Annotated in this window: 24 protein-coding genes; 11 read left to right on the top strand and 13 right to left on the bottom strand. The window is 73.4% G+C overall.

Translation table 11 applies throughout. The annotated features are described in order from the left end of the window. Positions 1-164 precede the first annotated feature (164 nt). Both O7631_RS29505 and O7631_RS29500 read right to left on the bottom strand, forming a co-directional pair. Positions 165-842, bottom strand: a complete 678-nt coding sequence (locus tag O7631_RS29505) for a class F sortase (RefSeq protein WP_278147260.1) — start codon at positions 840-842, stop codon at positions 165-167. Further along, positions 839-1,705, bottom strand: a complete 867-nt coding sequence (locus tag O7631_RS29500) for a DUF4397 domain-containing protein (protein WP_278147259.1) — start codon at positions 1,703-1,705, stop codon at positions 839-841. The genes O7631_RS29505 and O7631_RS29500 overlap by 4 nt, the downstream gene beginning before the upstream one ends. Before the next feature lie 249 nt (positions 1,706-1,954). On the opposite strand from O7631_RS29500, the gene O7631_RS29495 reads away from it, so the two are divergent. Further along, positions 1,955-3,556: a glycosyltransferase 87 family protein gene (locus O7631_RS29495; RefSeq protein WP_278147258.1), complete on the top strand. Its 1,602-nt coding sequence runs from the start codon at positions 1,955-1,957 to the stop codon at positions 3,554-3,556. 27 nt (positions 3,557-3,583) lie between these two features. Here the strand turns inward: O7631_RS29495 and O7631_RS29490 are convergent, their stop codons facing one another. Then, positions 3,584-4,258, bottom strand: coding sequence for an NADPH-dependent F420 reductase (locus O7631_RS29490; protein ID WP_278147257.1), 675 nt, complete (start codon positions 4,256-4,258; stop codon positions 3,584-3,586). Positions 4,259-4,550: 292 nt separating this feature from the next. Further along, the gene (locus tag O7631_RS29485; protein WP_278147256.1) at positions 4,551-5,039 is read right to left on the bottom strand and encodes a glutathione peroxidase; all 489 of its coding nucleotides are present in this window, start codon (positions 5,037-5,039) and stop codon (positions 4,551-4,553) included. 154 nt (positions 5,040-5,193) lie between these two features. On the opposite strand from O7631_RS29485, the gene O7631_RS29480 reads away from it, so the two are divergent. The 4 genes from O7631_RS29480 to O7631_RS29465 all read left to right on the top strand — a co-directional run bounded on the left by O7631_RS29480 (position 5,194) and on the right by O7631_RS29465 (position 10,359). After that, on the top strand, positions 5,194-6,819 hold the full coding sequence (locus tag O7631_RS29480; protein WP_278147255.1) for a glycosyl hydrolase family 18 protein: 1,626 nt from the start codon (positions 5,194-5,196) through the stop codon (positions 6,817-6,819). Positions 6,820-7,000: 181 nt separating this feature from the next. After that, a complete protein-coding gene (locus O7631_RS29475; protein WP_278147254.1) occupies positions 7,001-7,513 on the top strand; it encodes a hypothetical protein in 513 nt (170 codons plus the stop codon). 87 nt (positions 7,514-7,600) lie between these two features. After that, positions 7,601-9,007, top strand: a complete 1,407-nt coding sequence (locus O7631_RS29470) for a 3-deoxy-7-phosphoheptulonate synthase class II (RefSeq protein ID WP_088988377.1) — start codon at positions 7,601-7,603, stop codon at positions 9,005-9,007. A gap of 317 nt (positions 9,008-9,324) precedes the next feature. Then, complete coding sequence (locus tag O7631_RS29465) at positions 9,325-10,359, top strand: GntG family PLP-dependent aldolase (RefSeq protein WP_278147253.1); 1,035 nt, start codon at positions 9,325-9,327, stop codon at positions 10,357-10,359. 89 nt (positions 10,360-10,448) lie between these two features. On the opposite strand, the gene O7631_RS29460 is transcribed toward O7631_RS29465, so the two are convergent. Together O7631_RS29460 and pknB are read right to left on the bottom strand one after the other, a co-directional pair. Beyond that, complete coding sequence (locus tag O7631_RS29460) at positions 10,449-11,315, bottom strand: deoxyribonuclease IV (RefSeq protein WP_278147252.1); 867 nt, start codon at positions 11,313-11,315, stop codon at positions 10,449-10,451. Continuing rightward, the gene (pknB, locus tag O7631_RS29455) at positions 11,315-13,300 is read right to left on the bottom strand and encodes a Stk1 family PASTA domain-containing Ser/Thr kinase (RefSeq protein WP_278147251.1); all 1,986 of its coding nucleotides are present in this window, start codon (positions 13,298-13,300) and stop codon (positions 11,315-11,317) included. Before pknB ends, O7631_RS29460 begins: the two co-directional genes overlap by 1 nt. Positions 13,301-13,515: 215 nt before the next feature. Here pknB and O7631_RS29450 point away from each other — a divergent pair, with 215 nt between their 5' ends. Further along, positions 13,516-13,878: an Rv2175c family DNA-binding protein gene (locus tag O7631_RS29450; RefSeq protein ID WP_088991507.1), complete on the top strand. Its 363-nt coding sequence runs from the start codon at positions 13,516-13,518 to the stop codon at positions 13,876-13,878. A gap of 105 nt (positions 13,879-13,983) precedes the next feature. Here O7631_RS29450 and O7631_RS29445 read toward each other — a convergent pair whose 3' ends face one another. Both O7631_RS29445 and O7631_RS29440 read right to left on the bottom strand, forming a co-directional pair. Then, a complete protein-coding gene (locus O7631_RS29445; protein WP_278147250.1) occupies positions 13,984-15,066 on the bottom strand; it encodes a polyprenyl synthetase family protein in 1,083 nt (360 codons plus the stop codon). Between the two features lie 9 nt (positions 15,067-15,075). Further along, positions 15,076-15,486, bottom strand: a complete 411-nt coding sequence (locus O7631_RS29440) for a helix-turn-helix transcriptional regulator (protein WP_278147249.1) — start codon at positions 15,484-15,486, stop codon at positions 15,076-15,078. Positions 15,487-15,737: 251 nt separating this feature from the next. Here O7631_RS29440 and metF point away from each other — a divergent pair, with 251 nt between their 5' ends. Together metF and O7631_RS29430 are read left to right on the top strand one after the other, a co-directional pair. Next, complete coding sequence (gene metF / locus O7631_RS29435) at positions 15,738-16,655, top strand: methylenetetrahydrofolate reductase [NAD(P)H] (protein ID WP_278147248.1); 918 nt, start codon at positions 15,738-15,740, stop codon at positions 16,653-16,655. A gap of 21 nt (positions 16,656-16,676) precedes the next feature. Next, entirely contained in the window at positions 16,677-17,390 is a 714-nt protein-coding gene (locus tag O7631_RS29430; RefSeq protein WP_269683817.1) for a CDP-alcohol phosphatidyltransferase family protein, read from the top strand. Positions 17,391-17,425: 35 nt separating this feature from the next. On the opposite strand, the gene crtI is transcribed toward O7631_RS29430, so the two are convergent. From crtI to O7631_RS29405, 5 genes are read right to left on the bottom strand one after another with little or no spacing between them, the layout of a single operon-like run. Continuing rightward, a complete protein-coding gene (crtI, locus tag O7631_RS29425; protein WP_278147247.1) occupies positions 17,426-18,913 on the bottom strand; it encodes a phytoene desaturase family protein in 1,488 nt (495 codons plus the stop codon). Positions 18,914-18,924: 11 nt separating this feature from the next. Beyond that, positions 18,925-20,052: a glycosyltransferase gene (locus tag O7631_RS29420; protein ID WP_278147246.1), complete on the bottom strand. Its 1,128-nt coding sequence runs from the start codon at positions 20,050-20,052 to the stop codon at positions 18,925-18,927. Then, the gene (locus tag O7631_RS29415; protein ID WP_278147245.1) at positions 20,049-20,906 is read right to left on the bottom strand and encodes a carotenoid biosynthesis protein; all 858 of its coding nucleotides are present in this window, start codon (positions 20,904-20,906) and stop codon (positions 20,049-20,051) included. Before O7631_RS29415 ends, O7631_RS29420 begins: the two co-directional genes overlap by 4 nt. Continuing rightward, positions 20,903-21,454 (bottom strand): GNAT family N-acetyltransferase, encoded by a 552-nt coding sequence (locus O7631_RS29410; RefSeq protein ID WP_278147244.1) that lies wholly within the window; start codon positions 21,452-21,454, stop codon positions 20,903-20,905. Before O7631_RS29410 ends, O7631_RS29415 begins: the two co-directional genes overlap by 4 nt. Continuing rightward, a complete protein-coding gene (locus tag O7631_RS29405) occupies positions 21,451-22,188 on the bottom strand; it encodes a monooxygenase (RefSeq protein ID WP_278147243.1) in 738 nt (245 codons plus the stop codon). The genes O7631_RS29410 and O7631_RS29405 overlap by 4 nt, the downstream gene beginning before the upstream one ends. A gap of 518 nt (positions 22,189-22,706) precedes the next feature. Between O7631_RS29405 and O7631_RS29400 the strand changes: the two genes are divergently transcribed. The 3 genes from O7631_RS29400 to O7631_RS29390 all read left to right on the top strand — a co-directional run bounded on the left by O7631_RS29400 (position 22,707) and on the right by O7631_RS29390 (position 25,630). After that, positions 22,707-23,156, top strand: a complete 450-nt coding sequence (locus O7631_RS29400; RefSeq protein WP_269683058.1) for an SAV_6107 family HEPN domain-containing protein — start codon at positions 22,707-22,709, stop codon at positions 23,154-23,156. Positions 23,157-23,258: 102 nt separating this feature from the next. Next, positions 23,259-23,984 carry a hypothetical protein gene (locus tag O7631_RS29395; protein ID WP_269683059.1) on the top strand — a complete coding sequence of 242 codons (726 nt, stop codon included), beginning with the start codon at positions 23,259-23,261 and terminating at the stop codon, positions 23,982-23,984. Then, positions 23,981-25,630: a DNA polymerase Y family protein gene (locus O7631_RS29390; RefSeq protein ID WP_278147242.1), complete on the top strand. Its 1,650-nt coding sequence runs from the start codon at positions 23,981-23,983 to the stop codon at positions 25,628-25,630. The genes O7631_RS29395 and O7631_RS29390 overlap by 4 nt, the downstream gene beginning before the upstream one ends. The last annotated feature ends 127 nt before the right edge of the window (positions 25,631-25,757 follow it).

Raw genomic sequence — 25,757 nt, 5'->3', positions numbered from 1 at the left:
GATCGGCGAACCCGAGTGGACCAAGCCCGGTGCGGCTCGGCCGTCGCCGGCCCCGACGCGGATGAGACCCGTGCGGGTCGGACCGTCGCCGACTCTGATGCGGGATCAAGCCCGGTGCGGCTCGGACCGCCGCCGACTCTGACGCGCATGAGGCCCGGTGCGGCTCAGCCCGCCGCCGGCTGCGGCGGGACCGGGTCGGAGGCCTCGGCCACCGCGAACACCACGACGTTGTCCAGGTAGTGCCCACTCCGCCGGTCGAACGCACCCCCGCAGGTGACCAGGCGCAGCTCCGCGTTGGGCGTCGGGCCGTACACCACGGCGGTCGGGAACTGATCCTTGCGGGTCCGCAGCGAGCCGGTCACGCGGAACACCATCCGCTGCCCGCCGCGCCACACCTCGACCGGGTCGCCGGGCCGCAGCTCGCCGAGTCGGGCGAAGACCGCCGGGCCGCGTCGCGAGTCCAGGTGGCCGGCGAGCACGGCCGGGCCGGTGTCGCCGGGTGCCGGACCGCCGCCATACCAGCCGGCGATGTCGAAGTCGGCGGGCGGGATCAGCGCCCCGGCCTGGTCCAAGCCCAGCACCGTGAGCGTGGAGTCGACGCCGATGCGCGGTACGCGTACCCGAGTGGGTGGTCCCTGCGGGGTCGGCGCGGCGGCCGTCGACGGGCAGTCGTCGGTGCAGCCGGGGTGCCAGCTCGCGACCGGCGGCGGCGGATCGCTGCCGGCCAGCCCGACCCCGGTGCCGGCGGCCAGGAAGACCGCCGCGCCGGCCGCGACCAGCGCGGCAAGCGGCACCCGGCGGTCGCGGTGCCGCCGGATCGACGGGCCCGGCCCGGCGCTCACCAGGTGGTGCGCCGCCGCCGCCAGAGCAGCAACGCCACCGCCCCGGCCGCCGCGGCCAGAGCGCCGGCCACCACTGGGTACGCGTCGAGCCCGGTCCGGGCGGTGCCGCCGGCGCCGGTGTCCACCCCACCGGCGGGGACGACGGTGCCGCCCTCGGCGTCGCGGCGCAGCTCGGCGGTGAGCCCACCCTGCTTCGCGTCGAGCACCAGCAGTGAGTAGACGGCGCCGCCGGTGAGGCGCACCTCGGCGTCGGTGCTCGGGCCGCCGGCGCCGGTCAGCTTCAGCCGCCACCTGCCCGGCTCGACCTGCTGGTAGTCGGTCGTCGTCGCGAACTGCACGCCGTCGGCGATCAACGGGCCGTCGGCGGCGGCCACGTCGAGCATCGGGGTACGCACGGACGCCTGCACGACCCGCACCTTGGCGCGGCCGTCGGTGGGGGCGCTGAGGTCGTCGTTGAGCACCCGCAGGCCGAGGTCGGCGTGCCGCCCGACACCGGCCACCGTGAAGGCGTCGCCGCTGGTCACCGCGACCTCGGTGGTGAGCACCGGGGGGTCGCTGGCGGGGGCGCCGGCCTCGCGCATCGCCACCGCGTACCGCCCGGGGGCCAGCTCGAGATAGTCGGACACCACGCCGTAGCCGACCCCGGGGAAGACCCTCGGTTTCGCGGCGCCGGGTGCGGCCAGGTAGACGTCGACGGCCGGGGTGTCGGGGGAGAGGTGGGCGAGCCGGACGTATCCGACGGTGTCCGCGCCCTTGGCGGCACCGGCCGGAACCGGGGTGCCGGCGGCAGCGAGGGCGGTGCCGAGTAGGAGCGCGCCGGTTCCGGCCAGCAGCCGGCGGGGCACGGTGCGGAGCGTGTGCATGTCGCCTCCGGAAGCACTTTCGGTGAGCGGGCCACAACCCAGAGAACAGGGTCCCGTTTACGGGACTGAGGCGCAAGTTGCCACGTCGATGTTTTTGCCCCTGGTCCGCGTCCCCTTCGTACAGTCCGCGCAAGTTCGGCGAAGTTGCTGCCTCATTCCGTGCCGAAGCAGCAATTTCCCCGAACTTGCGCGGATCTTGGCCCTACGGCGGGGCCGACGGGTACGGCCGCGCTCGATTATCCTCGGTCGATGCGGGATCGCCGGGTGGCGCTGGTGTGGGCGGCCTTCGTCGTCGTCGCGCTGGTGTCCTGTGTGCTCGTCCTGAACCGTGCGGACCGGCTCTCCGACCTGCACATCTACTACGGCGCGTTGTCCGATCTGCGCGCTGGTCGGCCGCTGTACGAATACGAGGCGGCCAATGGTGGGCCGTTCACCTATCCGCCGTTCGCCGCGCTCGTGCTCGGTCCGATCACCGTCGTGAGTGAGGGCGTACTCCAGGGGATCTGGCTCGTGGCGACGTGCGCGGCGGTGGTGGCCGTCGCCGGGGCGGTCGGTGTCGCGCTGACCACCCGGCAGTCCCGGCGACCGCTCGTCGTGGCGGTGGCGGCCACGGTGCTGATGCTCTCCGCGCCGGTGCAGAGCAATCTGCGCTTCGGGCAGGTCAGCGTCTTCATCGTGTTGATGGCCCTGCTCGACGGGATGGGTCTGGTCCCGGCCCGGCTGCGCGGGATGCTGGTCGGGGTCGCCTCGGCGATCAAGCTGACCCCGTTGCTGTTCGTGGTCTACTTCCTCGCCACGGGCCGCTACCGCGACGCGGGCCGCGCGGTGGCGACGTTCCTGGCGTGCGCACTGGTCGCCGGGGTCGTGCTGCCCGCCGAGAGCTGGACGTACTGGACCGAGGCCGTCCGGCAGACCTCACGGATCGGCAACCTGGCGTCGCTGGGCAACCAGTCCGTGCACGGCATGCTGCTGCGCGTTGGCGTGGACGAGGCGACGTTGCCGGTGCTCTGGGCCGGCCTGGTGGCACTCGTCTGCGTGGTGGCGCTGCTGCGGGCGCGACAGTTGACGCGACAGGGCCGCCCCGGGCACGCGGCGGTGCTCGTCGGCTGCGCCACCGTCGCCGCGTCCCCGGTGTCCTGGACCCACCACCAGGTGTGGCCGGTGCTCGCGGCGATGCTGCTGATCGGCGCGTCCGGCGTCACCCAGCGGGCGGCCGGGGGAGCGCTGCTCGCCGCCATGGTCGTCTCGCTGGGTGCGGTTCTCGGCCCGGTGTCGACGCGGCCGGGGGTGCAGTTCCTCTTCGAGAACGCCCGCGCGATCGGTGTGGGCCTGCTGTGCCTGGTCGGCTTCGGTGGCGTCGCGGTGGCCGCTACCCGGGCGCACCGGCGACCGGCGGGCGCGCGGGGCTGGTTGCGGGTGGGCGTGACGGCGAGTGTGGCGGTCGCGTTCTTCGCCGTGCAGCCGTTGCCCGCCGGCGCGGACCCGACCTTCAAGGCGTACGCCCTCGACGACGTGGTCAACCCGCGATACTTCTTCGTCTGCCGTGGCCCGCTGGAATGCGCCGCCTACGGCACCGACGCGCCGGTCACCTTCGGCACCCGGGCCGAGAAGACCAAGGTGCGGGTCAACGGCGTGGTCTCCCCACAGGTGACCCGGCTGGAGTATTTCTCCGCCCCGGGCGGGCCGCCCCGGGCCATTCCGCTGCTCGACGCGTACCCGGGGAGCCGGACGTTCTCGTTCCGATCGGCGAGCATGGCGCAGGGACGGCTCGTGGCGTACGCCTCGGACGGTCGACCGATCGCGAGCTACGACGAGGAACTGGCCGCCGCCCTCCGGGCGACCACCCGCTAGCGATCGTCCGGAGGGCGGCGGTGGTGCTCAGCGGGTCGCGGCGGCCAGCGCGGCGCGCAGCGTGTCGGCGTCGCCCGGGGCCGGGTGCTGCCAGTCGGTCGGCGAGGCGGAGTAGAGCGTGCCGTACGCCGGGGTGTCGGGCTGGTAGCGCCATCCCTCGGCGAGGGGGCCCGCGTCGACGGCGTCGTAGCCGATCCGGTCGAGGAAGGCCGTCACCTCGGCCTTGGCGGCCTCGTCGTCACCGGCGATGGCGAGGGCGCTGCGGTCCGCGGCCCCCGACGGCCGGGCCAGTGCGGCCAGCCCTCTGAAGTTGATGTTGTTGAAGACCTTGACCACCCGCGACTCCGGCAGGTGCCGCTGGAGCAACTCGCTGCTGGTGACGTCGCCGCTATCCAGCTCCGGGAAGTTCCCGTCGCGCTGCGGGTAGTAGTTGTTGGTGTCGATGACGACCTTGCCGGCCAGCGGCTCCACGGGGACCGCGCGGTACGCCTTCAGTGGCACGCTGACCACCACCAGGTCACCCACCCGCGCCGCGTCCTCTGCGGTGCCGGCGCTGGCGTGCTCGCCGAGGCTGTCGACCAGGTCGGTGAGGGTCTCCGGACCCCGAGAGTTGCTCAGCACCACGTCGTAGCCGGCGTCGACGGCCAGCCGCGCCACGGTGCCGCCGATGTTGCCGCTGCCGATCAGTCCCACAGTTGTCATGCTCGTTCCCAACTCCGCCCAGCCGTGACGCATTCCCCACCGGCGCGGTGGGTTATTCCGAGCTGCCCGGCTGCGCCAGACCGACACGCCAGCGCCACTCCGCCGGTCGGGGTCGGCGCTGCGCCGGTTGTCTCGCCAGTCGGCGCTGCTCTGCCCGCTGTCGAGCCCGTCCTGCCCAACGTACTGCTCACGCCGGTCACCGACGGTGGCTCCGACGTGTTGATCAAGAGGTTTGCGTCAGAAGGGGGCCCTGGATTGACGCGAACCTCTTGATCAACCCACCTCGGGGTGGTCAGGCGGGGAGGGTCTTCTCGATGGCGATGCGGAGTTCTTCGGCTGCGGGCTCGACCGACGGGGCGAACCGGGCGGCCACCGTCCCGTCCGGTGCGACCAGGAACTTCTCGAAGTTCCACCGGACGTCCCCGGTGTGCCCGTCGGCGTCCGATGTGTCCACGAGGGCGGCGTAGAGGGGGTGCCGGTTGGGGCCGTTGACGTCGACCTTCTCGGTCAGCGGGAAGGTGACCCCGTAGTTGACCTGGCAGAAGTCGCTGATCTCGGCGGAGCTGCCCGGCTCCTGCCCGGCGAACTGGTTGCACGGGACGCCGAGCACCACCAGGCCGCGGTCGGCGTAGGTCTCCGCGAGTTTCTGCAGGCCGGCGTACTGCGGGGTGAGGCCGCAGCGGGAGGCCACATTCACGACCAGCATCGCCTTGCCGCGGTGGCGGGCCAGGTCGGCGGGGCCGCCGGTGAGGGCATCGATCGGGGTGTCGAAGACGGTCATGAGGGGAGGCTACGCGCCGATGCCCCACGGGTCGGGCGGGCGCTCCATTCACCAGAAGAAATCGAAACATGGACATCTTGACGAATAGATGACGGTGTGAGTACCGTCTCACCATCTCTTTTGGAAAGTTTCCTAACAGTTCGGGAGACGCCGCATGAAAAGATCGCTCCGCCGGGCCCTCTGGGCCGGTGCCGTGGTCGCCGTGACCGTCGCAGCGGTGCCGGTGACCACCGCGTTCGGCGCCGGCACGGTCACCACCACCTTCACCAAGGCGCAGGACTGGGGGACCGGTCACGAGACGAGGGTGACCGTCACCAACGGATCGAGTGCCGCCATCAGCACCTGGCGCATCGAGTTCGACCTACCGTCGGGCACCACCATCAGCAGCGCGTGGGACGCCGACGTCACCAGCAGCGGCAACCACTACGTCGCGGTCAAGAAGAGCTGGGCCGGCGGCATCGCCCCGGGCGCCTCGTTCAGCTGGGGCTACAACGGCACCGGCGCCTACAAGGCGCCGCTGAACTGCACCATCAACGGTGCCGCGTGCGGCGGCGGATCGACCCCGCCGACCACGACCCCGCCGACCACCACCCCACCGACCACGACCCCGCCCACCACCACCCCGCCGACCACGACGCCGCCCACCACCCCGCCACCGAACACCGGCGGCAAGAAGGTCGTCGGCTACTTCGCCGAGTGGGGCGTCTACGGGCGCAACTACCACGTCAAGAACATCCAGACCAGCGGCTCGGCGGCAAAGCTGACCCACATCCTGTACGCCTTCGGCAACACCACCGGCGGTCGCTGCTCCATCGGTGACAGCTACGCCGACTACGAGAAGGCGTACACGGCGGCGGACAGCGTGGACGGCGTCGCCGACACCTGGGACCAGCCGCTGCGCGGCAGCTTCAACCAGCTGCGCAAGCTCAAGCGGCTCAACCCGCACCTCAAGGTGATCTGGTCGTTCGGCGGTTGGACCTGGTCCGGCGGCTTCACCCAGGCTGCGCAGAACCCGGCCGCCTTCGCCGAGAGCTGCTACAACCTGGTCGAGGACCCGCGCTGGGCCGACGTCTTCGACGGCATCGACGTCGACTGGGAGTACCCCAACGCCTGCGGTCTGACCTGTGACAGCAGCGGCCCGAACGCGTTCAAGAACGTGATCAGCGCCCTGCGGTCGAAGTTCGGGTCCAGCGCCCTGGTCACCGCCGCCATCACCGCGGACGGCAGCAACGGCGGCAAGATCGACGCCACCGACTACGCCGGCGCGATCGGCAACCTCAACTGGCTGATGCCGATGACCTACGACTACTTCGGGGCCTTCGCCGCGCAGGGTCCGACGGCGCCGCACTCGCCGCTGACGTCGTACACCGGCATCCCGCAGCAGGGCTTCAACTCCGACGCCGCGATCCAGAAGCTCAAGAGCAAGGGCATCCCGGCCAACAAACTGCTGCTCGGCATCGGCTTCTACGGCCGCGGCTGGACCGGCGTCACCCAGGCCGCGCCGGGCGGCAGCGCCACCGGCGCGGCACCGGGCACCTACGAGGCGGGCATCGAGGACTACAAGGTCCTCAAGAACACCTGCCCGGTCACCGGCACGATCGCCGGCACCGCGTACGCCAAGTGCGGCAGCAACTGGTGGAGCTACGACACCCCGTCGACCATCAACGGCAAGATGACGTACGCGAACAACCAGGGCCTCGGTGGCGCGTTCTTCTGGGAGCTCTCCGGTGACACCACCAATGGCGAGCTCATCGGCGCCATCAAGGGCGGCCTCGGCTGAGCCGAGGGCCGACGCACCACCCACACGGCGGGGAGGGGCCCGCACCGTCCCTCCCCGCCCGTGACCTGACGGCCCGGTCGACGCCCAGCGTCGGCCGGGCCGCCGTCGTTGGGCCGACCCGGCTCGATGTGGCAGACTCCCGGCTCGGCAGGTCTCGATGGCACCGTCGACGGAGGTGGTCATGCGCTCGACCCACCGCAGGCTGGCGGCGACCGCCGCCGGGCTGGTGCTGGTGCCCGTCGTCCTGGGCGGCTGCGGCATCGGCGGTGACGCCGAGGAGGAGCCCGCCGCCAAGCCGGCGCGAGCCCCGGCCGAGGAGGCCGCCGCCCGCTCCCGCGAGCGCGTCCAGGCGTACCTCGACGCGATGACCGCGAAGGACGTCGCCGCCGGCCGGAGCCAGCTCTGCGCCCTCCTGCACGACGGCTTCGACCTGGGCGCCACCGGCCCCAACGGTGACTTCGCCGACCACTTCCAGGTGCCCGAGGCGGCCATCACCGACATCCGGTCCGGTCCGTTCGGGCAGGAGGTCAGCGTGTCGGTCTCGGTCACCTCCGGTAAGCGCACCGTCGCCCGGCCGCTGGTGTTCACCGTCACCCGGGACGGTGGCGACTGGTGCATCGCCGGGGAGGCGCCGGGGAAGACGTCGGTCGCCAGCCCGACGCCGGGCGGTGCCGTCCTCACGCCCCCGTCCTGACCAGCGCCCGGCGGATTGATCTCCCACCTGCCGGAACCGTCCCCCTCGCCGCCCGGTCACCCCGACCGTCGCCGTACGCTTTCTGTCATGCGCCATGAGTGGCACCAGCTGAGCCATCCCGGGGTGGGCAGCCCCGGTCTGCAGACCAGCCGACCGACAGTCGACTCCGCCGAGGACGCCGCGCTCGGCCTGGACCGATGGCGGGAACTGCCCCGCGAGCAGGTCCCGCCGTGGTCCGACCCGGCCGCCGTCGCCGAGGTCTGCAAGGTCCTCGACACGGTGCCGTCGGTCGTCGCGCCCTACGAGGTGGACCAGCTCCGGCAGAAGCTCGCCCTGGTCTGCGAGGGCAAGGCGTTCCTGCTGCAGGGCGGTGACTGCGCCGAGACGTTCGCCGACAACACCGAGAGCCACCTGCTGGCGAACGCGCGCACCCTGCTCCAGATGGCGATCGTGCTCACCTACGGCGCGTCCCTGCCGGTGGTCAAGGTCGCCCGGGTCGCCGGGCAGTACACCAAACCCCGCTCGCTGCCCACCGACGCGCGCGGCCTGCCCGCGTACCGGGGCGACATGATCAACTCGCTGGAGGCCGATCCGGCCGCCCGGGTCGCCGACCCGCAGCGCATGATCCGGGCGTACGCCAACTCGGCGGCGGCGATGAACATGCTCCGGGCGTACCTCGCCGGTGGCCTCGCCGACCTGCACGCGGTGCACGACTGGAACAAGGGCTTCGTGAAGAACTCCCCGGCGGGGGAGCGCTACGAGGCGATCGCCCGGGAGATCGACCGGGCGCTGGCGTTCATCCGGGCCTGCGGCATGACCGACGACGAGGCGCTGCGGACGGTCACGCTGTACTGCTCCCACGAGGCCCTCGCCCTGGAGTACGACCGGGCGCTCACCCGGGTCTCCGACCGTCGGGCGTACGGGCTCTCCGGGCACTTCCTGTGGATCGGCGAGCGCACCCGGCAGATCAGCGGCGCGCACATCGACTTCATCTCCCGGATCGCCAACCCGATCGGTGTGAAGCTCGGCCCGAGCACGTCCCCGGACGAGGCGATCGAGCTGTGCGAGAAGCTCAACCCGGACAACATCCCCGGCCGGCTCACCCTGATCAGCCGGATGGGCAACCACCGGGTGCGCGACGCCCTGCCGCCGATCGTCGCCAAGGTCACCGCCGCCGGCGCCAAGGTCGTCTGGCAGTGCGACCCGATGCACGGCAACACGCACGAGTCGTCCAACGGTTACAAGACCCGGCACTTCGACCGCATCGTCGACGAGGTGCTCGGCTACTTCGAGGTCCACCGGGGGCTGGACACCCACCCGGGTGGCCTGCACGTCGAGTTGACCGGCGAGGACGTCACCGAGTGTCTCGGCGGCGCCCAGGGCATCGAGGACCTCGACCTGCCCGACCGCTACGAGACCGCCTGCGACCCGCGTCTGAACACCCAGCAGTCGTTGGAGTTGGCCTTCCTGGTGGCGGAGATGCTCCGCGGCTGACGCGAGGAGTGAGCTTGCGAGCCCCGCAGTCGGCGGCCGAAAGAATGACAGCGGCTGACGCGAGGAGTGAGCTTGCGAGCCCCGCAGTCGGCGGCCGAAAGAATGACAGCGGCTGACGCGAGGAGTGAGCTTGCGAGCCCCGCAGTCGGCGGCCGAAAGAATGACAGCGGCTGACGCGAGGAGTGAGCTTGCGAGCCCCGCAGTCGGCGGCCGAAAGAATGACAGCGGCTGAGGGTGCGGACCCTCCGTCGGCAGCCGAGAAGAATTGACCGTGGCCAGGTGTGCGAGACCCGCAACCGGCGGTCGAAAGGATGACAGTGGCAGACCAGTTCGTGGACCTGCGGTCCGACACGGTGACCCGGCCGACCGCCGGGATGCGGGAGGCGATGGCCGCCGCCGAGGTCGGTGACGACGTCTACGGCGAGGATCCGACGGTCAACGCCCTCGAAGCCGAGGTCGCCGCCCTGTTCGGGCACGAGGCGGCGCTGTTCGCCCCGAGCGGGTCGATGGCCAATCAGATCGCCCTGCAACTGCTGGTGTCGCCGGGCGACGAGCTGCTCTGCGACGCGGACGCGCACGTGGTGACGTACGAGATCGGGGCTGCCGCCGCGTACGGCGGGATCTCCTCGCGGACCTGGCCCACCGTCGGCGCGGACATCGACTCGGAGACGGTGGCCGGGATGATCCGGCCGGACGGTTTCTTCGCTGTCCCGACCCGCGCGATCGCCGTCGAGCAGACCCACAACCGGGGCGGCGGCGGGGTCATTCCGCTGAGCACCCTGCGGGATCTGCGTGTGGTCGCCGACGACGCGGGTGTGGCGCTGCACTGCGACGGTGCCCGGATCTGGCACGCGCACGTCGCTGACGGTGTGCCCCTGATCGAGTACGGCCGGCTCTTCGACACGCTGTCGGTGTGTTTGTCCAAGGGGCTCGGCGCGCCGGTCGGCTCGCTGGTGGTCGGCAACGCCGACAAGATCGAACGAGCCCGACTGATCCGTAAGCGGATGGGCGGCGGTATGCGTCAGGCCGGCGTCCTCGCCGCGGCCGGCCGGTACGCGCTCGCGCACCACGTCGACCGACTGGCCGACGACCACGCCAAGGCGTCCCGGCTCGCCGAGGCGGTCGCGCCGTTCGGCGTTCTGGCTACGACGGTTCGTACCAACCTGGTCGCGCTGGACCTGACCAAGCACGCCCTGGACGCGCGTGCCCTGGCGGCCGTCGCGCGGGCCGAGGGTGTACTCATCTCGGTGCTCGGCCCCCGTACCGCCCGCCTGGTGACCCACCTGGGCGTCAGCGACGCGGACATCGACCGCGCGGTCGAAGCCCTGCCCCGCATCCTGACGGCGTCCTGACCCCACGTCCTGTTGTTGATCAAGGGGTTTGCGTCAGATTCCGGCGTCCGGATGACGCAAACCTCTTGATCAACAAGGGTCGGCGGGGTTCAAGCGTGCAGGCGGGTGAGCGTTTGGATGTCGGCGGCGTGGCCGACCTCCTTCTCGCTCGGGGTCTCCACGACCAGGGGTACGCCGGCGGTGGCGGGATGCGCCATCAGCTCGGCGAAGGCCGGCTCGCCGATGGTGCCCTTGCCGATGTTCTCGTGCCGGTCCCGCGTGGAGCCGCACAGGTCCTTCGAGTCGTTGGCGTGGACCAGCCGTAGCCGGTCCGCGCCGACGGTGGCCACCAGCGTGTCCAGGGTCGCCGTCATGCCACCCTCGACCGCCAGGTCGTGCCCGGCGGCCCAGGCGTGGCAGGTGTCGAAGCAGACCCCGAGCATCGGGTGCCGGTCCACCGCGTCCAGGTACGGACCGAGCTGCTCCACCCGCGAGGCGAGCGACCGGCCCCCGCCCGCGCTCGGCTCGACCAGCAGCATCGGCCCACCGGCGGCCGCGGCCCAGTCGAGCAGCGGCAGCAGCTCCTCGCGGACCTGCCGCATCGCCGCCTCGGCGTGCCCCTCGTCCACCGAACTGCCGGCGTGGAACACCACCGCCTGAGCACCGATCGCCACGCCGCGACGCAGCGCGTGCGCCAGCGTCTGCGCCGACTTCTCGACAGTGACCGGAGTGGGCGAGCCGAGGTTGACCAGCAGCGAGGCGTGGATGAACGCCGGGATGCCCCGCTCGGCGCAGCCGTCGCGGAACAGGGCGTCCTGCACGGGGTCACCGGCGGGCAGCGCCCAGCCCCGCGAGTTGGAGACGTAGACCTGCACCACCCGCGCGCCGGTCGCGTCGACGTACGGCAGGGCGGCCTTGGCCAGCCCACCGGAGGTCGGAGTGTGCGCGCCCACCGGCCGCGAGGTTGCCGCCGACATCAGAAGCACGTGAGGGTGACCGGGGTGCCCGGCGGCACCTGCGAGTTCTCGCCCGGCGCCTGGATCCGGACCGTGGCGTTCGGGTTGATCAAGGCCGTGACCGGGAAGCCCTGCGCCTCCAGCGCCTGCTTGGCCTGCTGGCACGGCAGGTCGATCACCCGGGGCACGACGATCGCCGGCGGGCCCTTGCTGACGTCCAGCTTGACCTCAGTGCCCTTCTCCACGCCGGCGCCGTCGGCCGGGCTCTGGCCGAGGATCTCGTCCTTGGGCTTGTCGGACTCCTTGTAGGTCTCGACCAGGGTCAGGTTGAGCTGGGCCAGGGTGGTGCGGGCTTCGGTCAGGCTCTTGCCGACCAGGTTCGGCACCGACACCGGCGCCCGGCCGCGGCTCAGGATGAGGGTGATCTTCGCGCCGGGTTTGACCTCGGTGCCCACCTTGGGGGAGGTGTCCAGCACGACGCCGGCCGGCAGTGTGTCGTCGTAGCGGGCGGCGCCCTTGGCCACCACCAGCTTCACGTTGACCAGGTCCGCCTCGGCGAGGTCGAACTCCTTGCCGATCACGTCCGGCACGGGGAAGCGCTCCGGGCCCAGGGACAGGGTCAGCGTGATCGTGCCGCCCTTGACGATCTTGGAGGTCGAGCCCGGGGTCTGCTCCAGCACGCTGTCCTTCGGTGCCTTCTCGTCGAAGCGAGGCTCGCCGTACTCCAGGACGAGGCCGGCCCGGTCGGCCTGCGCCTGCGCCTCGACGTTGCTCAAACTCACCAGCTGCGGGGCGGTCGTGTAACGGCCGACACCGAACCACCAGCCCCCGACCGCGGCCACCAGACCCAGCGTCACCACCACCGCCGCGACGGCCAACCGGCCCCGCGGACTCGCCATCAGCGTGCTGCGCAGCGCGGCGAGCCGGGACCCCAGGCCCTCCGCGGGCTCCGGAGCGGCCCGACGTCGGCCCCCGCCCTGGCTGCCGCCCTCCGGCAGCCGCGCCCAGGTCGGGCGGTCGGGCGGCCGGACCGTCGCGACCACCATGGTCGGCTGCGACAGTGGCGCATCGCCGCTCACCGGCCGGAGCACCGCGGTGTGGGTGTTGCCGTCACCCAGGCGCTCCCGGGCCGCCTGCACCTCGGTCAGCAGTGCGCCGGCGTCGGCGGGCCGGGCAGCGGGGTCACGCCGGGTGGCGCGCTGCACCAGGCCGTCGAGGACCGGCGGCAGGCCGGGCACCAGCGTCGAGGGCGCCGGTACGTCCCGGTCGACGTGCTGCCAGGCGACGTCGACCGGGCGGTCCCCGTCGTACGGCACGCGGCCGGTGAGCATCTCGAACAGCACGATGCCCGCCGAGTAGACGTCAGTACGGGGATCGGCGCGGCCCTCGGTGACCAGTTCCGGGGCGACGTACGCCACGGTCGCCATCAGCTGGGTCCCCTGCTCGTCGTCGGCGCTCGCCTCGACCGCCCGGGCCAGACCGAAGTCGGCCACCTTGACGACGCTGTCGACCAGGTTGGCGACGCCGCCGGTGGGTGCCTCGGCGACCAGCACGTTCTCCGGCTTGACGTCGCGGTGCACCAGACCCGACCGGTGCGCGGCGGCGATCGCGGCGAGCATCTGCTCGGCGATGGCCAGCGCCTCGTCCGGGTTGAGCCGGCGGCGCTCGGCCAGCACGTCCCGCAGCGTGCGGCCACGGACGTACTCCATCACCAGGTACGGCAGGCCGGCGTGGGTGCCCTGGTCGTAGACGGCCACCACGTTCGGGTGGGTCAGCCGGGCGATGGTCTTCGCCTCGTCGGTGAACCGCGCCACGAAGTTGGCGATCCGGGCCCGGGCCTCGGGCGCCTGGGTCGGGTGAATGATCTTCACGGCGACGGTGCGCTCTAGGCGCTCGTCGGTGGCGGTGTACACGGTCGCCATGCCACCACGGGCCACGCGACCGCGAATGCGGTAGCGCCCGTCGATCAGCGAGCCCAGCAACGTGTCGGCGACCTGAGTGTCCATCGGCAGGGAGTCTATGTGTCCAGGGGGTGAAGGTTGAACAGGATGCTACAGCCGATCGCCGAACTGGTCCGTCCTACCGCGCTCGCCGCCACTCGTCCGCTGGTCAGCGGTAGGCACGAGCCAGGGCGTCGATCGGTTGTCCGGGGTGCCGGTGGCTCGTCGTGGTGACGGCGTGGCAGGGTGGTCGGGTGACCGAACCCGTACCCGACCAGGCCGTGCCCGGCCCGGAGCTCGCCGGCCCCACCGACCCGGCCGGCTGGCTGACCCTGCCCGACGTCGCCGAGCGTCTCGACGTGTCGATCAGCAAGGTGCACCAGATGATCCGCGACCGGGAGTTGCTGGCGGTCCGCCGCGACGGCGTCCGCCGCATCCCGGCGGACCTGGTTGCCAACCAGACGGTGCTCAAGCACCTGCCCGGTGTGCTCAACCTGCTCTCCGACAACGGCTACGACGACGAGGCCGCCCTGCGCTGGCTCTACGAGCAGGACGACACCCTCCCCGGGAACACCCCGGCTGCCGCCCTGTCCGGTGACCAGGCCCGCGAAGTGAAACGCAGAGCCCAAGCCGAAGGCTTCTAACCGGCCCGCACCCCTCTCGGTCGATCATGAAGTTGGCGGCGCGGCACGCCGAGGCGGAGACCGCTAACTTCATGATCGACGAAGAAGAGAAGGTGAGGGGTGGGGTCAGTCGGCTCGGCGGGTTGCGGCTATGGCCAGGTCCACCAGGGCCTGACGGGCCTCGGTGTCGAGGTCGACGGCGGCCAGGGCGGCGAGGGCGCTGTCGGTGAGCGTGACGATCCGCTGCTCGGTACGGGCGAGCGCCCCGCTCGCGGTGATCAGCTCGCGCAGCCGGGCCACCCCCTCCTCGTCCAGCTCCGGGTCGCCGAGCCGGCCGAGCAGCAGCTCGCGGCCCGCGTCGTCGGTGGTCTCCACGGCAGCCGCCACCAGGTAGGTGCGCTTGCCCTCCCGCAGGTCGTCACCGGCCGGCTTGCCGGTCAGCGCCGGGTCACCGAAGACCCCCAGCACGTCGTCGCGGAGCTGGAACGCCTCACCCAGCGGCAGCCCGTACGCCGAGTAGGCCGTCCGCACGTCGGCCGTCGCGTCGGCCAGCGCGGCGCCGAGCAGCAGTGGACGCTCGACGGTGTACTTCGCCGACTTGTACCGGGCGACCTTGCTGGCCCGTTCCACCGACGTGTCCCCGGTGGCCTGGGTCAGCACGTCGAGGTACTGACCGACGGTGACCTCGGTGCGCATCTCGTCGAAGACCGGCCGGGCCCGGGCCAGCACCCACGGGTCCAGCCCCGCGGAGTGCAGCAGCTCGTCGGACCAGACCAGGCAGAGGTCACCCAGCAGCAGAGCCGCGGCGTCGCCGAAGCTGTCCGGGTCACCACCCCAGCCGGCCTGCCGGTGCCGGGCGGCGAACCGCCGGTGCACGGCGGGCTCACCACGTCGGGTGTCGGAGCGGTCCATCAGGTCGTCGTGCATCAGGGCACTGGCCTGGACGAACTCCAGCGCGGCCAGGGCGCCGAGCACCGGCTCGCCGTCGGCCCCGCCGGCGCCCCGGAACCCCCAGTACGCGAACGCTGGACGTAGTCGCTTGCCACCCCCGAGCACGAAGGCCTCGATCGCCTCGGCCACCGGGACCAGCGCGTCGTCCACGGCCGCGAGCCGGGCTCGTTGACCGGCCAGGAACTCGGTGAGGGCCTTGTCCACCCGCTGCCGCAGGTCGGCGCGGTCGACGGGAGACACGGGAGCAGCGTGGGTCACGCCCCGACGCTAGTCGGTCCCCGTGGCTCGCGCTCCACCGCCACGCGTAGTCCCGGCGGCGCGACCGGGACCGGTGCGCCCTGCCGGTGGCGTGCCGGCCCGAGCGGCGCGGCCCGGTCCGGTGGCTCGGGTGGGTCGGGTCGGGGCGGCCCGGCGAGTGGCCCGACGGGTGGTTGCCGCGGCCTCGGCCAGCGCCACCAGCGGCATGTCCAGGACGACGGCGAGCCAGCCGAGCCAGAACCCGCCGGGCACCCGGCGCTGGCGTTCCCAGCGGGACACCTCATGCCGACTCAACGTCGGCACCCCGGCGGCGGCGCACAACTCGGCGGCGGTGCGCTGCTGGCTCCAGCCCCGGGCCCGCCGGCAGCGGGCCAACAACGGCCCGAGCTGCGCGGGGCGCGGCGGTGCGGGTGGGGTCACAGGTCCTCCTGGCGGGCGTCGGCGCGGTGGCGACCCACCCGCCCGGCCTGCCGGCCGGGACGGACGTCACCGCTTGAGTTGCGGACCCCCGCACGGGCATCGGGACCGCCCCCACCGCCCCTCCCATGCCACCCATTCCTACCCCGGGGGTACGACGCCCTCGCCCCCACCGGCCGGGGCGCGCGGGGCGACGCCGGTCATCGGGTGGGAAGCGCCTGGGTCACGGTCGCCTCGCCCGCTAGAGTCGGGTCGTGGCGCTCGGTCTTCCCTCGGTACTCCCCAATCCGCAGCCGGCGATCGGGGAGCTGATCCGTGAGCGTCAGCCGACCTTCTCGTTCGAGTTCTTCCCGCCCAAGACCGACGCCGGGGAGCGGCTGCTCTGGCAGGCCATCCGCGAGCTGGAGTCGCTGCGTCCGTCGTTCGTGTCGATCACGTACGGCGCGGGCGGGTCGACGCGGGACACCACTGTGGCGGTGACCGAACGGATCGCCACCGACACCACCCTGCTGCCGATGGCCCACCTGACCGCTGTCGACCACTCCGTCGCCGAGCTGCGGCACGTGATCGGCCGGCTCGCCGGGGTGGGGGTGCGCAACGTGCTGGCCGTGCGCGGCGACCCGCCGGGCAACCCGGGCGGCGAGTGGATCCGCCACCCCGAGGGGGTGGACTACGCCGAGGACCTGGTCCGCCTGGTGCGCGATTCCGGCGACTTCAGCGTCGGTGTGGCGGCCTTCCCGTACAAGCATCCCCGTTCGCCCGACGTGGCCAGCGACACCGCGCAGTTCGTCCGTAAGTGCCGGGCCGGTGCGACGTTCGCGATCACGCAGATGTTCTTCGACGCCGACGACTACCTGCGACTGCGTGACCGGGTGGCAGCGGCCGGTTGCGACACCCCGATCCTGGCCGGGGTGATGCCGGTGACCCAGATCGGCACCATCGAGCGGTCCGTGCAGCTGTCCGGCGCGCCCTTTCCGTCGGCGCTGGCGGCCCGCTTCGAGCGCGTCGCCGACGACCCGGAGGCCGTCCGCCGGCTCGGCATCGAGCAGGCCAGCGAGATGTGCCGCAGGCTGCTGGACGAGGGTGTGCCGGGGATCCACTTCATCACCCTCAACCGGTCCACGGCCACCCGTGAGGTCTGGCAGAACCTGAAGGCCGGCGCGCGGGTGTGAATGCCGGTCCTGCGACACCTGATGCCCGGCACGACGGTTGATCCCCAGGTGGGCACACAGCTGAACTGGGATCAGTACGCCACGGCCTGGGCGCGGTTGCACGGCGGCTTCGACCCTCGGGTCGCGGCGCCGGTGGTGCGCGCCTGGCTGCGATTCGCGTACCACGTGGGGTATGTGCTGGGCCGACTGCGGGTCAGCCCCACCGCGGTCACAGTGGCCGGGGTGCTGCTCTGCTTCTGCGTACCGTTGCTGGTGACCCGGCCGGGCAACGGCCTCTTCCTCGGCGCGTTGTTCGTGCTGCTCGCCGCCGTGGCGGACAGCGTGGACGGCGCGGTGGCGGTCGCCACCAGCCGCACCACCCGGCTCGGCTACGTCTACGACTCGGTCGCCGACCGGCTCGGTGAGGTGGCGTGGTTGCTGGCGTTCTGGCTGGTCGGCGCGCCCGGCGGGCTGGTCGTCGCGGGCGGCGCGCTGTCCTGGCTGCACGAGTACGTCCGGGCCCGGGCGGTCGCCGCCGGCATGCGTGACATCGGCGCGGTGACGGTGGGCGAGCGCCCCACCCGGGTGTCGGTGGCGCTGGCCGGGCTGCTCGTCGCCGGGTTGGCCGGGCTGATCGAGCCGGACCTGGCCGCCGGCACCATCACCATGGCGACGGCGGTGTGGGTGCTGTTGGCCGGCTTCGGTCTGGGGCAGCTGCTCTCCACCATCCGCCGCGCCCTGCTCGACGCCGGCTGAGCAGCCGCGCCCTGCTCGACGCCGGCTGAGCGGCCCTACCAGGCGGGGCCGATCTCGTCGGCGACGATCTGCGCGGACAGGGTCACCATCGGCAGGCCGCCGCCCGGGTGGGTGGAGCCGCCCACCAGCCACAACCCGTTCGCCGGGCCCCGGTTGGCGGGGCGGAGCAACCCACCGGCGGTGCCGTAGATCGAGCCACCCGGCGCGCCGGTCGCCGCGTCCAGGTCGGCCGGGGTGCGGACCTCCCGGAACAGCACCCGGTCGCGCACGTCCACGCCGCGCCGCGCCAGCACCTCCAGGACCCGATCGGCGTACGCGTCGGCCAGCCCCGGCCGTCGCCAGTCGACAGCGCCGGTGGCGGTGCCCTGCCGTGGGGCGTTGACCAGCACGAACCACGCCTCATGCCCGGCCGGGCGGACCATCGGGTCGTCGGCCACTGTGACGAACACCGTCGGGTCGGCTGCCGGCCGTGCCCGTACGCCGCGCCCGGGATCACCGAAGACCGCGTCGAACTCCGCGTCGTAGTCACCCGGGAAGAAGACATTGTGGTGGGCCAGCCCGGTGCTGCCGGAGACGCCGAGCAGCAGCACGAAACCGGCGAGGCTGCGGTCGGTCAGCCCGGCCAGCCGACGCGGGTGCGGCAGCAGGTCACGGTAGACGGTGAGGGCGTCCACGTTGGCCACCACCACGTCGGCGGGGACCGGCGCGCCGACACCGGCGAGGCGTACCCCGTGCACCCGGCCGCCGGTGGCGTCGATCCGGGTGACGGTGGCGTCGGTCTGCACGACCACGCCCAGGTCCAGACAGCGGGTGAGCAACGCGTCGGCGAGAGTGCCCAACCCGCCGCGCAAATACCAGCCACCGAAGGCCAGCTCGGCGTACGGGACCGCGACCAGCGCCGCCGGCGCCCGGCGGGGGTCGGCCCCGGTGTAGGTGGCGTACCGGTCCAGCAGCATCCGCAGCCGGGGGTCTGACAGGTGTCGGCGGCCCAGGCCGCGCAGGGTGCGGCCCGGTGCGATGGCGGCCAGGTCACCGACCCGCCAGGCCAGCGACGCGAGGTCGCGTGGGGAGTCGACGGTACGGCGCAGGATGTCCCGCGAGGAGGCGTTCCACACCCGCGCGGCCCGGCGCCACAGCCGCTGCCAGTCGGCCGCCGCCCGGTCGCCGAAGGCGGCGCCGATCCTCGTGGCAAACTCCACCGGGTCGGCGCACGAGTCCAGGGGTGGGCCGCCGTCGCCGAAGACGTGCCGGACGATCGGGTCCAGCGGGACCAGGTCCAGGTACTCGTCGAGCTTCGCCCCGGTCGCCTCGAACAGGTCGTGGAACACCTCGGGCAGGGTGAGCAGGCTCGGCCCGGTGTCGAAGTGGAACGACCCGACCGGGGTGTCGCGCGCGTACCGGCCGAGCTTGCCGCCGACCGTGTCGGCCCGTTCGAAGACGGTCACCTGGTGCCCGGTGGCGGCCAGCCGGGCGGCGGTGGCGAGGCCACCCACCCCGGCGCCGACGACCACGATCCGCGCCATGCCGTGCCCTCCTAGCTGACCGGGCGACCCCGCCAGGTCAGGCGGCGTCGCTTTCGCAGATGGTACGACCGCAGGGTCAGCCAACCGAGGACCACGACCGACACGGGGTGTGCGAGCGCGTCGGGCCACCACCGCCCTCCGGTCGCGCGGGCGGTGAGCACCCGCCCCACCACCCCGAGCAGGTAGCCGGCCAGGCCCGCGGCGGCCACCCCCGGCGCGCCGGCCGCCAACCCCACGAGCGCGACCAGCGGCGGTGCGGTGTACAGCAGCAGCAGCGCCGCCACCACGGCCGCCGCCGCGCCCGGGTGCCCGAACGACGCCCAGAGCGACTTCGAGTACCCGTCGCGCAACTGCGGCCAGTCGTCGTACATCCGGCAGGTGGCCAGCCGGGACCCGTCGGCCAGGGCGATCCGCCCACCGGCCCGCTTGACCGCCCGAGCCAGCTCGACGTCCTCCAGGATCTTGTCGGCGACCGCGGCGTGCCCGCCGGCGGCGGTGTAGCCGGCCCGGTCCAGCACCAGGAACTGGCCGCCCGCAGCGGCCAGCGACGGCCGCGACGAGCGCTCCATCGCCCGCAGCGGCAGGAAGGTCAGCCAGAGCCACTGCAGCAGCGGCTGCACCAGCCGGTCGGCCGCCGTCGCCACCACGATCCGGGGGTACGGCGACAGCAGCGTCGCGCGGGCGGCGCGCAGCTCGGTGACGGCCGCGGCCACGGCGTGCGGGGCGAGCACCACGTCGGCGTCGACGAAGACCAGCGCGGTGACGTCGGGGTCGGCCCGGGTGGCCAACTGCCAGCAGGCGTGCGGCTTGCCCAGCCAGCCCGGCGGCGGCGAGACCCCGGTGAGCAGCGTGACCCGGGGGTCGTCGCCGGCCACCGCGCGGACCACGTCGGCGGTGCCGTCGGTGGACCCGTCGTCGAGGACCACGACGCGCAACCCGGGCACGCCGCGTTGGGCGAGCAGGGCACGCAGGCAGGGGGTGACCCGGGCGGCTTCGTCGCGCAGCGGCAGCAGCACGGCGACCGGCTCGTCGACCTCGTCGGGCCGGTCGGTGGGCCGGCGCAGCCAGCGGGCGGCGTTGAGCCAGGTGTGCCCGGTCAACGCGGCGACGGCGACGAGCAGGGCGAGCAGGACGGTCATCGGGTCGCGTCGACGCCGGGCCGGTGCGGCTCGTGGTCCTGCTGGCGGGTCTCCCGAGCCCGGCGGTCGCGCAGCACCGTCACCGCCAGCGGTATCGCGGTCACCGACATGCCGACGGCGCCCCAGAGCGCCGAGGCGGGCAGGTCGAGGAAGACGGCGTGGGCCAGGATGCTGGAGAAGTACGTCCACAGGTAGAGCGCGGTCATCGGGTGGTCCCGCCGGTCGGTGCGTTCGGCGGCGGCCCCGGCCAGCGGGCGGAGCGCGCTCATCATCAGCACCGCGAAGAGCAGCCAGCCCAGGTAGTTGCTGACCGGGATGCCGGGCAGGCCGGGCAACGCCGGGGTGGCGTCGCGCCACACCCAGTAGCCCTCGGCCACCATCTGCGGATCGAGGAAGAGGTCCCAGGCGGCCAGGCCGACGGTGGCCAGCGCGATCCTCCCCGCCCATCGACCGACAGTCGACCCGCTGTCGGTGCTGGTCGTCGACCCGCCGCTGGTGAGCCGGACCGCGGCCAGCCAGGCCGGCCAGGCCATCCAGGTCCAGGCCAACGGAATGATCAGCGGCACCCCGGCCAGTTTGGGGCCCAACTCGCCGGAGTAGTCGTAGCTGCCGAACGGCACACCGGTGGCCACCCCGATCGCCTCGATCGCGAACCCGCCGCCGGTGGCCACCGCGACCAGCGCCGCCGCGACCCGCGGGCCCCGGCTGAGCAGCGCGTGACCGACCGAGAGCAGCCAACCGAGCACGACGGTGGCCACGGTCAGCCCGGCCCGGGTGTCGCCGGTGGTGAGCGGGTAGCAGATCTGGGCGAGCACCAGGACGGCGAGCAGCGTCCAGGAGATCCGCCGGGTCATGACGCCGGTGACTCGAGCGGCAGATCCCGACCGAGTACGCCGAACGGCCGCTCGTCGCCGGGAAAGTGGAAGTTGCGCAGCACGTCGACGAAACCGAAGCGTCGGTACAGCCGCCAGGCCCGTGAGGTCTGCTCGTCGGCCTCCGGGGTGGACAGCAGCGTGGTGTCACCCTCGGCCATGCCGAGCAGCGCGCGCAGCTGCCCGGTGCCCAGACCGTGCCCCTGCGCCGGCGGCCGGACGTGCAGCTCGACCACCTCGAAGCAGTGGGTGAGCCAGCGTTGACGGGTCGGTGCGTCCAGCGCCCGGTGCACCTGGTCGTGCCACCACTGGCCGGAGGCGCCCAGGTAGCCGTAGCCGAAGCCGGCGAGGTGACCCTCGCTGGTCAGGCTGGCGACCGCCCGGAAACCCGGCCGGCGGACGTGGGTGGCGATGTAGCCGCGCCGGGCCTCCAGCAGGTCGGTGCGGTATCCCATCGCCTCGCCGTAGACGGCCACCACGTCGTCCAGCCGCCGGACGAGATCGTCCGGCGTCCAGCGCACCAACCTCATGCCCGTCCACCCTTCACCGTTGCCGGGCCGCCGTCGGCGACCCATCCGAGCACCGACCGGTCGCCGACCACGTCGAGCACCTCGAACCGGGCGAACAGTTCCTCGGCGTACCAACCCTCGGTGGGGGTTCGCATGATCGCCGCCCGGTGCTCCGGGTGACGGTACGCGAACGCCACCAGGTCCGTCGGGTCGCGCCACACGCTCACAGTGCCCTGCCAACCCAGCGGCGCCTCCCCGACCCCGAACCGGGCCAGCAGCCCGGGCGCGTCGCGCAGGGCGGCGGCCACCGGGGGGATCGCCCGCCAGAAGGTGGCCGCCCGGCGGGCCCGCAACCGAGCCCGGGTCAGCGCCAGCACCGGGCCGGTGATCCGGCCACCCGGCGGGTCGCCGAACGGCCGCTGACCGGACCACTCACCCCGGCTGGTCAGCGGGCGCAGGTCGACCCGGGCGGAGGCACTGGCGATGCGGGCCCAGGCGCGCCCGACCGTCGAGCCGTCGAAGTCGGCCGCGGCGGCGGGGGAGTCCCAGACGGTCAGCGCCGCCCACCGGGTCAGGTCGGCGTCGCCCGGCCCGAACCCGGTGCCGGTCCCGGTGCCCAGCAGCTTGCCGAAACGGGCGCCCGGGAGGGCACGCAGCCGGCGGGGGTCGACCGCCATCCGGGTCAGCGCCCGGGGCAGCGCGCCGCGGGAGGTCCGCCACACGTGCAACGTGACCAGCTCCGGTGCGGTGCTCACGCCACCTCGGCGGGGCTGCCGGCGGTGGGCGTGTCCTGCGCCGCTCGTACGTTCGGGTGTGGCTGCATGTCGCCATTCTTCCCGGTTCGGCCGGTGTCGGCTCACCCTGGTTCGCTCGGCTGGCACACCCGGCGCGTCACACGTTGCATTTTCGTCGGAGGGGAGGTGTACTGTCAGCAGCAGTTAGAACGAGTGTTCGATTGCCTCGAACGTTCGTTCCAACCGGCCGGAGCGCGGTGTTTCGCGGCGCCAGCCCCGGCGGTGCGGCTCCGCGGGCCGCACCTGGGTCTCCAGGCAGTCGCGAGCCTGGTCCCGACAGGCAGGATCGTCGCCCGCCGCCCACGACCCCCGGGCGGCGGGCGACGAACCCGCCGGTACGCCGGCCGGGTGTGGTGTGGGGAAGCATCCACACCCGGCCGGCCACACCCGGTGCGTCTTCCTCCGCACCACCCGACCTCGGCGTCTCGCCGGCGGCACCAGCGCCGGGGGTGACGCCCCGGCCATGTGGAGGAGACACCATGCCGTCCAACCCGGCTCAGGCACCGACGGTGCCGGCGCACGTGCTGCCGCACCGCACCCCCGCCCAGCTCCTCACGTTGGCCCGGCGTGGGCTGGTCGAGGCCGGCCAGACCCGACCCGACGGTCTGCGCTACGCGGCCGCCCATTTGGCGGCGCTGCGTGCGGCGGCCGCCCTGCTCGCCGCCCGTGCCCGGCCCGCGCCGAGTCGACGCAACCGGATCACCAGCGTCTGGGTCCTTCTCTGCGCCGTCGCCCCGGAGCTCGACGAGTGGTCCCGGTTCTTCGCCGCCGGCGCCAGCAAGCGCGCCGCCGCCGAGGCTGGCATCCCCCGGGTGGTCAGCGCCCGGGAGGCAGACGATCTGCTCCGCGCCGCCGAACAGTTCGTCACGGTGGTGGAGACCGCGCTCGGCGTGGCCCACCAGCCGGCCCTGGACGGCCTCGCCGCCTGATCCCGCCGTGCCACCGACCGCCCAGCGGGGGGAGCCGGGCGGCCGGTGGCACGGCGTGCCGATCCTGATCTGATCCACAGCAACGACGGGGGAGTTGGTCCAATGGCGGGCCGCACGGTGGTCGGTTCCGCCGCACTGGCCGATCTGGTGCGTCCGGCGAGCGCACCTGACCAGGTCGGCGGCCACCGGGTATTGCCGGTGGTGCCCGAGCTGACCGGTCTGCTGCCCAACCGGGGCCTGCGCCGGGGCAGCACCATCGCGGTCGCCGCCGGCCAGCCCCAGCGCAGCGGTGGCACCTCGCTGATGCTGGCGCTTCTCGCCGAGGCGTCCCGGTCCGGCTCGTGGTGCGCGGTGGTCGGTGTGCCGACGTTCGGTGCGGGTGCGGCCGCCGAGCTGGGCATCGCCCTGGACCGGCTGGCCCTGGTGCCGAACCCCGGCCCCGAATGGGCCACCGTGGTCGCCGCGCTGATCGACGGGGTGGACGTCGTGGTCACCGCCGTGCCGGCCACCGTCTCCGCCTCGGTCGCCACCCGGTTGGCCGCTCGGGCGCGGCAGCGCGGCAGCGTGCTCGTCCCGTACGGCCGGTGGGACGGCGCGGACGTGACGTTGCAGGTGGTCCGTGGTGTGTGGGAAGGGCTCGGGGCCGGTCGGGGGCGGCTGCGCCGCCGGGAGGTCACCGTCTCGGCGCGCGGGCGCGGGGCAGCCGCGCGACCGAAGGAGATCAAGGTTTGGCTACCGGGTGACGGGCTGACCCGGGTCATCCCCCGTCCGAAGCCGTCGGCCGTGGCCCGTCCGACCGCGTCGCTCGCCCTGGTCGGTCGGGAGTGACCGGCTCGCCGGCACGGACCCTGCTGCTGTGGTGCCCGGACTGGCCGGTGCTCGCCGCCGAGATCGTCGACGGGGTGCCGGCGACCGGCCCGGTCGCCGTGCTGCACGCCAACCGGGTGGTCGCCTGCTCCGAGCGGGCCCGCGCCGAGGGGGTGCGTCGAGGCCTGCGCAAACGGGAGGCGCAGGGTCGTTGCCCCCAGCTCACCGTCGTGGACTACGACCCGGGGCGGGACACCCGGGCGTTCGAGCCGGTGGTCGCCGCGGTGGAGGAGTTGGTCGCCGGCGTCGAGGTGGTCCGTCCGGGGGCCTGCGCGGTGGCTGCCCGGGGGCCGAGCCGTTACCTCGGTGGCGAGGAGGCGGCCGCCGAGCGGATCATCGAGCACGTCGCCCAGTCGTGCCTGGTGGAGAGCCAGGTCGGCATCGCCGACGGGGTGTTCGCGGCCGGGTTGGCCGCTCGCGCCGGCCGGGTGGTCGCACCGGGTGGCACACCGGAGTTCCTGGCCGGGTTGCCGGTCGATGCGCTCGGCCGCTCGGCGCTGGCCGACCTGCTGCGTCGGCTCGGTGTGCGTACCCTCGGTGACTTCGCCGCGCTGCCGGCCGGTGACGTGCTGGCCCGGTTCGGGTTCGACGGCGCGTTGGCCCATCGGTTGGCCGCCGGGCGGGACCACCGCCCACTCGCGGTCCGGCAGCCGCCGGCCGACCTGACGGTGACCGCTGAGCACGACGAGCCGATCGACCGGGTCGACGTGGCGGCGTTCGTGGCCCGAGCGCTGGCCGAGCAGTTGCATGAGCGGCTGGCCGGGCACGGGCTGGCCTGCACCCGGCTCGGCATCGAGGCGGTCACCGAGCACGGGCAGGAGTTGCACCGGGTGTGGCGGCACGACGGCCTGCTCACCGCCGCGGCCATCGCCGACCGGGTGCGCTGGCAGCTCGACGGTTGGCTCTCCGGCAGCAGTGGTCGCAGCGGCGCCCGGCCGGCCCGACCGACGGCCGGCATCATCCGGCTGCGACTGATCCCGGACGGGGTGATCGCCCAGGCCGGCCTGCAGGCCGGCCTGTGGGGGGAGACCGGCGAGGAGCGGGAACGAGCGCACCGGGCGTTGAGCCGTGTGCAGGGCATCCTCGGCCCGGAGGCGGTGGTCACCGCGGTGCTCGGCGGTGGTCGCTCCCCGGCCGACCAGGTGCGACTGGTGCCGTGGGGCGACGAACGCCTCCCCGCCCGTCCCGGCCCCGCACCGCTGCCCGGCGAGCCGATCACCAGCGGCGCCGACCGGGCCGCCAGCTCCGGTCGGCCCGCAGACCGCGGTGGCGGCGCAGTTCCGCCGTGGCCGGGCCGGCTGCCGGCGCCCGCGCCTGCGGTGGTGCTGCCCAGCCCGCTCGCGGCGACGGTGCACGACGCCGCCGGTGAGCCGGTGGTGATCAGCGCGCGGTTGGCGGTGAGCGCTCCACCCGCCCGGTTGGTGGTTGGCACCGGCCAGCCCACGGAGATCGTGGGCTGGGCCGGCCCGTGGCCGGTGGACGAGCGCTGGTGGGCACCGGCCGAGGCCCGCCGTCGGGCCCGGTTCCAGGTCAGCCTGGCCGGCGGTGCCGCCCTGCTGCTGGCCGTCGAGGCCGGGCAGTGGCTGGTGGAGGCGATCTATGACTGAGCCGGTGCTCCTCAGATCGGAGACGGATGTCCCGACGAGCGATATGACTGTCAGGCATATTTATGACTCTCAGGTATATCGCTCGTCGGCGGGTCCGGCCGTCGGGGTCCGGCCACCCGTCGGGGCG

The sequence above is a fragment of the Micromonospora sp. WMMD967 genome (assembly GCF_029626165.1).
In the GTDB taxonomy this organism is placed as follows: Bacteria; Actinomycetota; Actinomycetes; order Mycobacteriales; family Micromonosporaceae; genus Micromonospora; species Micromonospora taraxaci.
This window is presented reverse-complemented; position numbering and strand designations above follow the sequence as displayed.

Coding starts and splice junctions, on each gene's coding strand:
- O7631_RS29480 (WP_278147255.1), top strand. CDS start 5,194: ATGAAAAGATCGCTCCGCCGGGCCCTCTGGGCCGGTGCCGTGGTCGCC.
- crtI (WP_278147247.1), bottom strand. CDS start 18,913: ATGGCGCGGATCGTGGTCGTCGGCGCCGGGGTGGGTGGCCTCGCCACC.
- O7631_RS29500 (WP_278147259.1), bottom strand. CDS start 1,705: ATGCACACGCTCCGCACCGTGCCCCGCCGGCTGCTGGCCGGAACCGGC.
- O7631_RS29495 (WP_278147258.1), top strand. CDS start 1,955: ATGCGGGATCGCCGGGTGGCGCTGGTGTGGGCGGCCTTCGTCGTCGTC.
- O7631_RS29460 (WP_278147252.1), bottom strand. CDS start 11,315: ATGTCGGCGGCAACCTCGCGGCCGGTGGGCGCGCACACTCCGACCTCC.
- O7631_RS29415 (WP_278147245.1), bottom strand. CDS start 20,906: ATGACCCGGCGGATCTCCTGGACGCTGCTCGCCGTCCTGGTGCTCGCC.
- O7631_RS29430 (WP_269683817.1), top strand. CDS start 16,677: ATGCCCGGCACGACGGTTGATCCCCAGGTGGGCACACAGCTGAACTGG.
- O7631_RS29470 (WP_088988377.1), top strand. CDS start 7,601: ATGCGCCATGAGTGGCACCAGCTGAGCCATCCCGGGGTGGGCAGCCCC.
- O7631_RS29490 (WP_278147257.1), bottom strand. CDS start 4,258: ATGACAACTGTGGGACTGATCGGCAGCGGCAACATCGGCGGCACCGTG.
- O7631_RS29420 (WP_278147246.1), bottom strand. CDS start 20,052: ATGACCGTCCTGCTCGCCCTGCTCGTCGCCGTCGCCGCGTTGACCGGG.
- pknB (WP_278147251.1), bottom strand. CDS start 13,300: ATGGACACTCAGGTCGCCGACACGTTGCTGGGCTCGCTGATCGACGGG.
- O7631_RS29485 (WP_278147256.1), bottom strand. CDS start 5,039: ATGACCGTCTTCGACACCCCGATCGATGCCCTCACCGGCGGCCCCGCC.
- O7631_RS29395 (WP_269683059.1), top strand. CDS start 23,259: ATGGCGGGCCGCACGGTGGTCGGTTCCGCCGCACTGGCCGATCTGGTG.
- O7631_RS29400 (WP_269683058.1), top strand. CDS start 22,707: ATGCCGTCCAACCCGGCTCAGGCACCGACGGTGCCGGCGCACGTGCTG.
- O7631_RS29475 (WP_278147254.1), top strand. CDS start 7,001: ATGCGCTCGACCCACCGCAGGCTGGCGGCGACCGCCGCCGGGCTGGTG.
- O7631_RS29410 (WP_278147244.1), bottom strand. CDS start 21,454: ATGAGGTTGGTGCGCTGGACGCCGGACGATCTCGTCCGGCGGCTGGAC.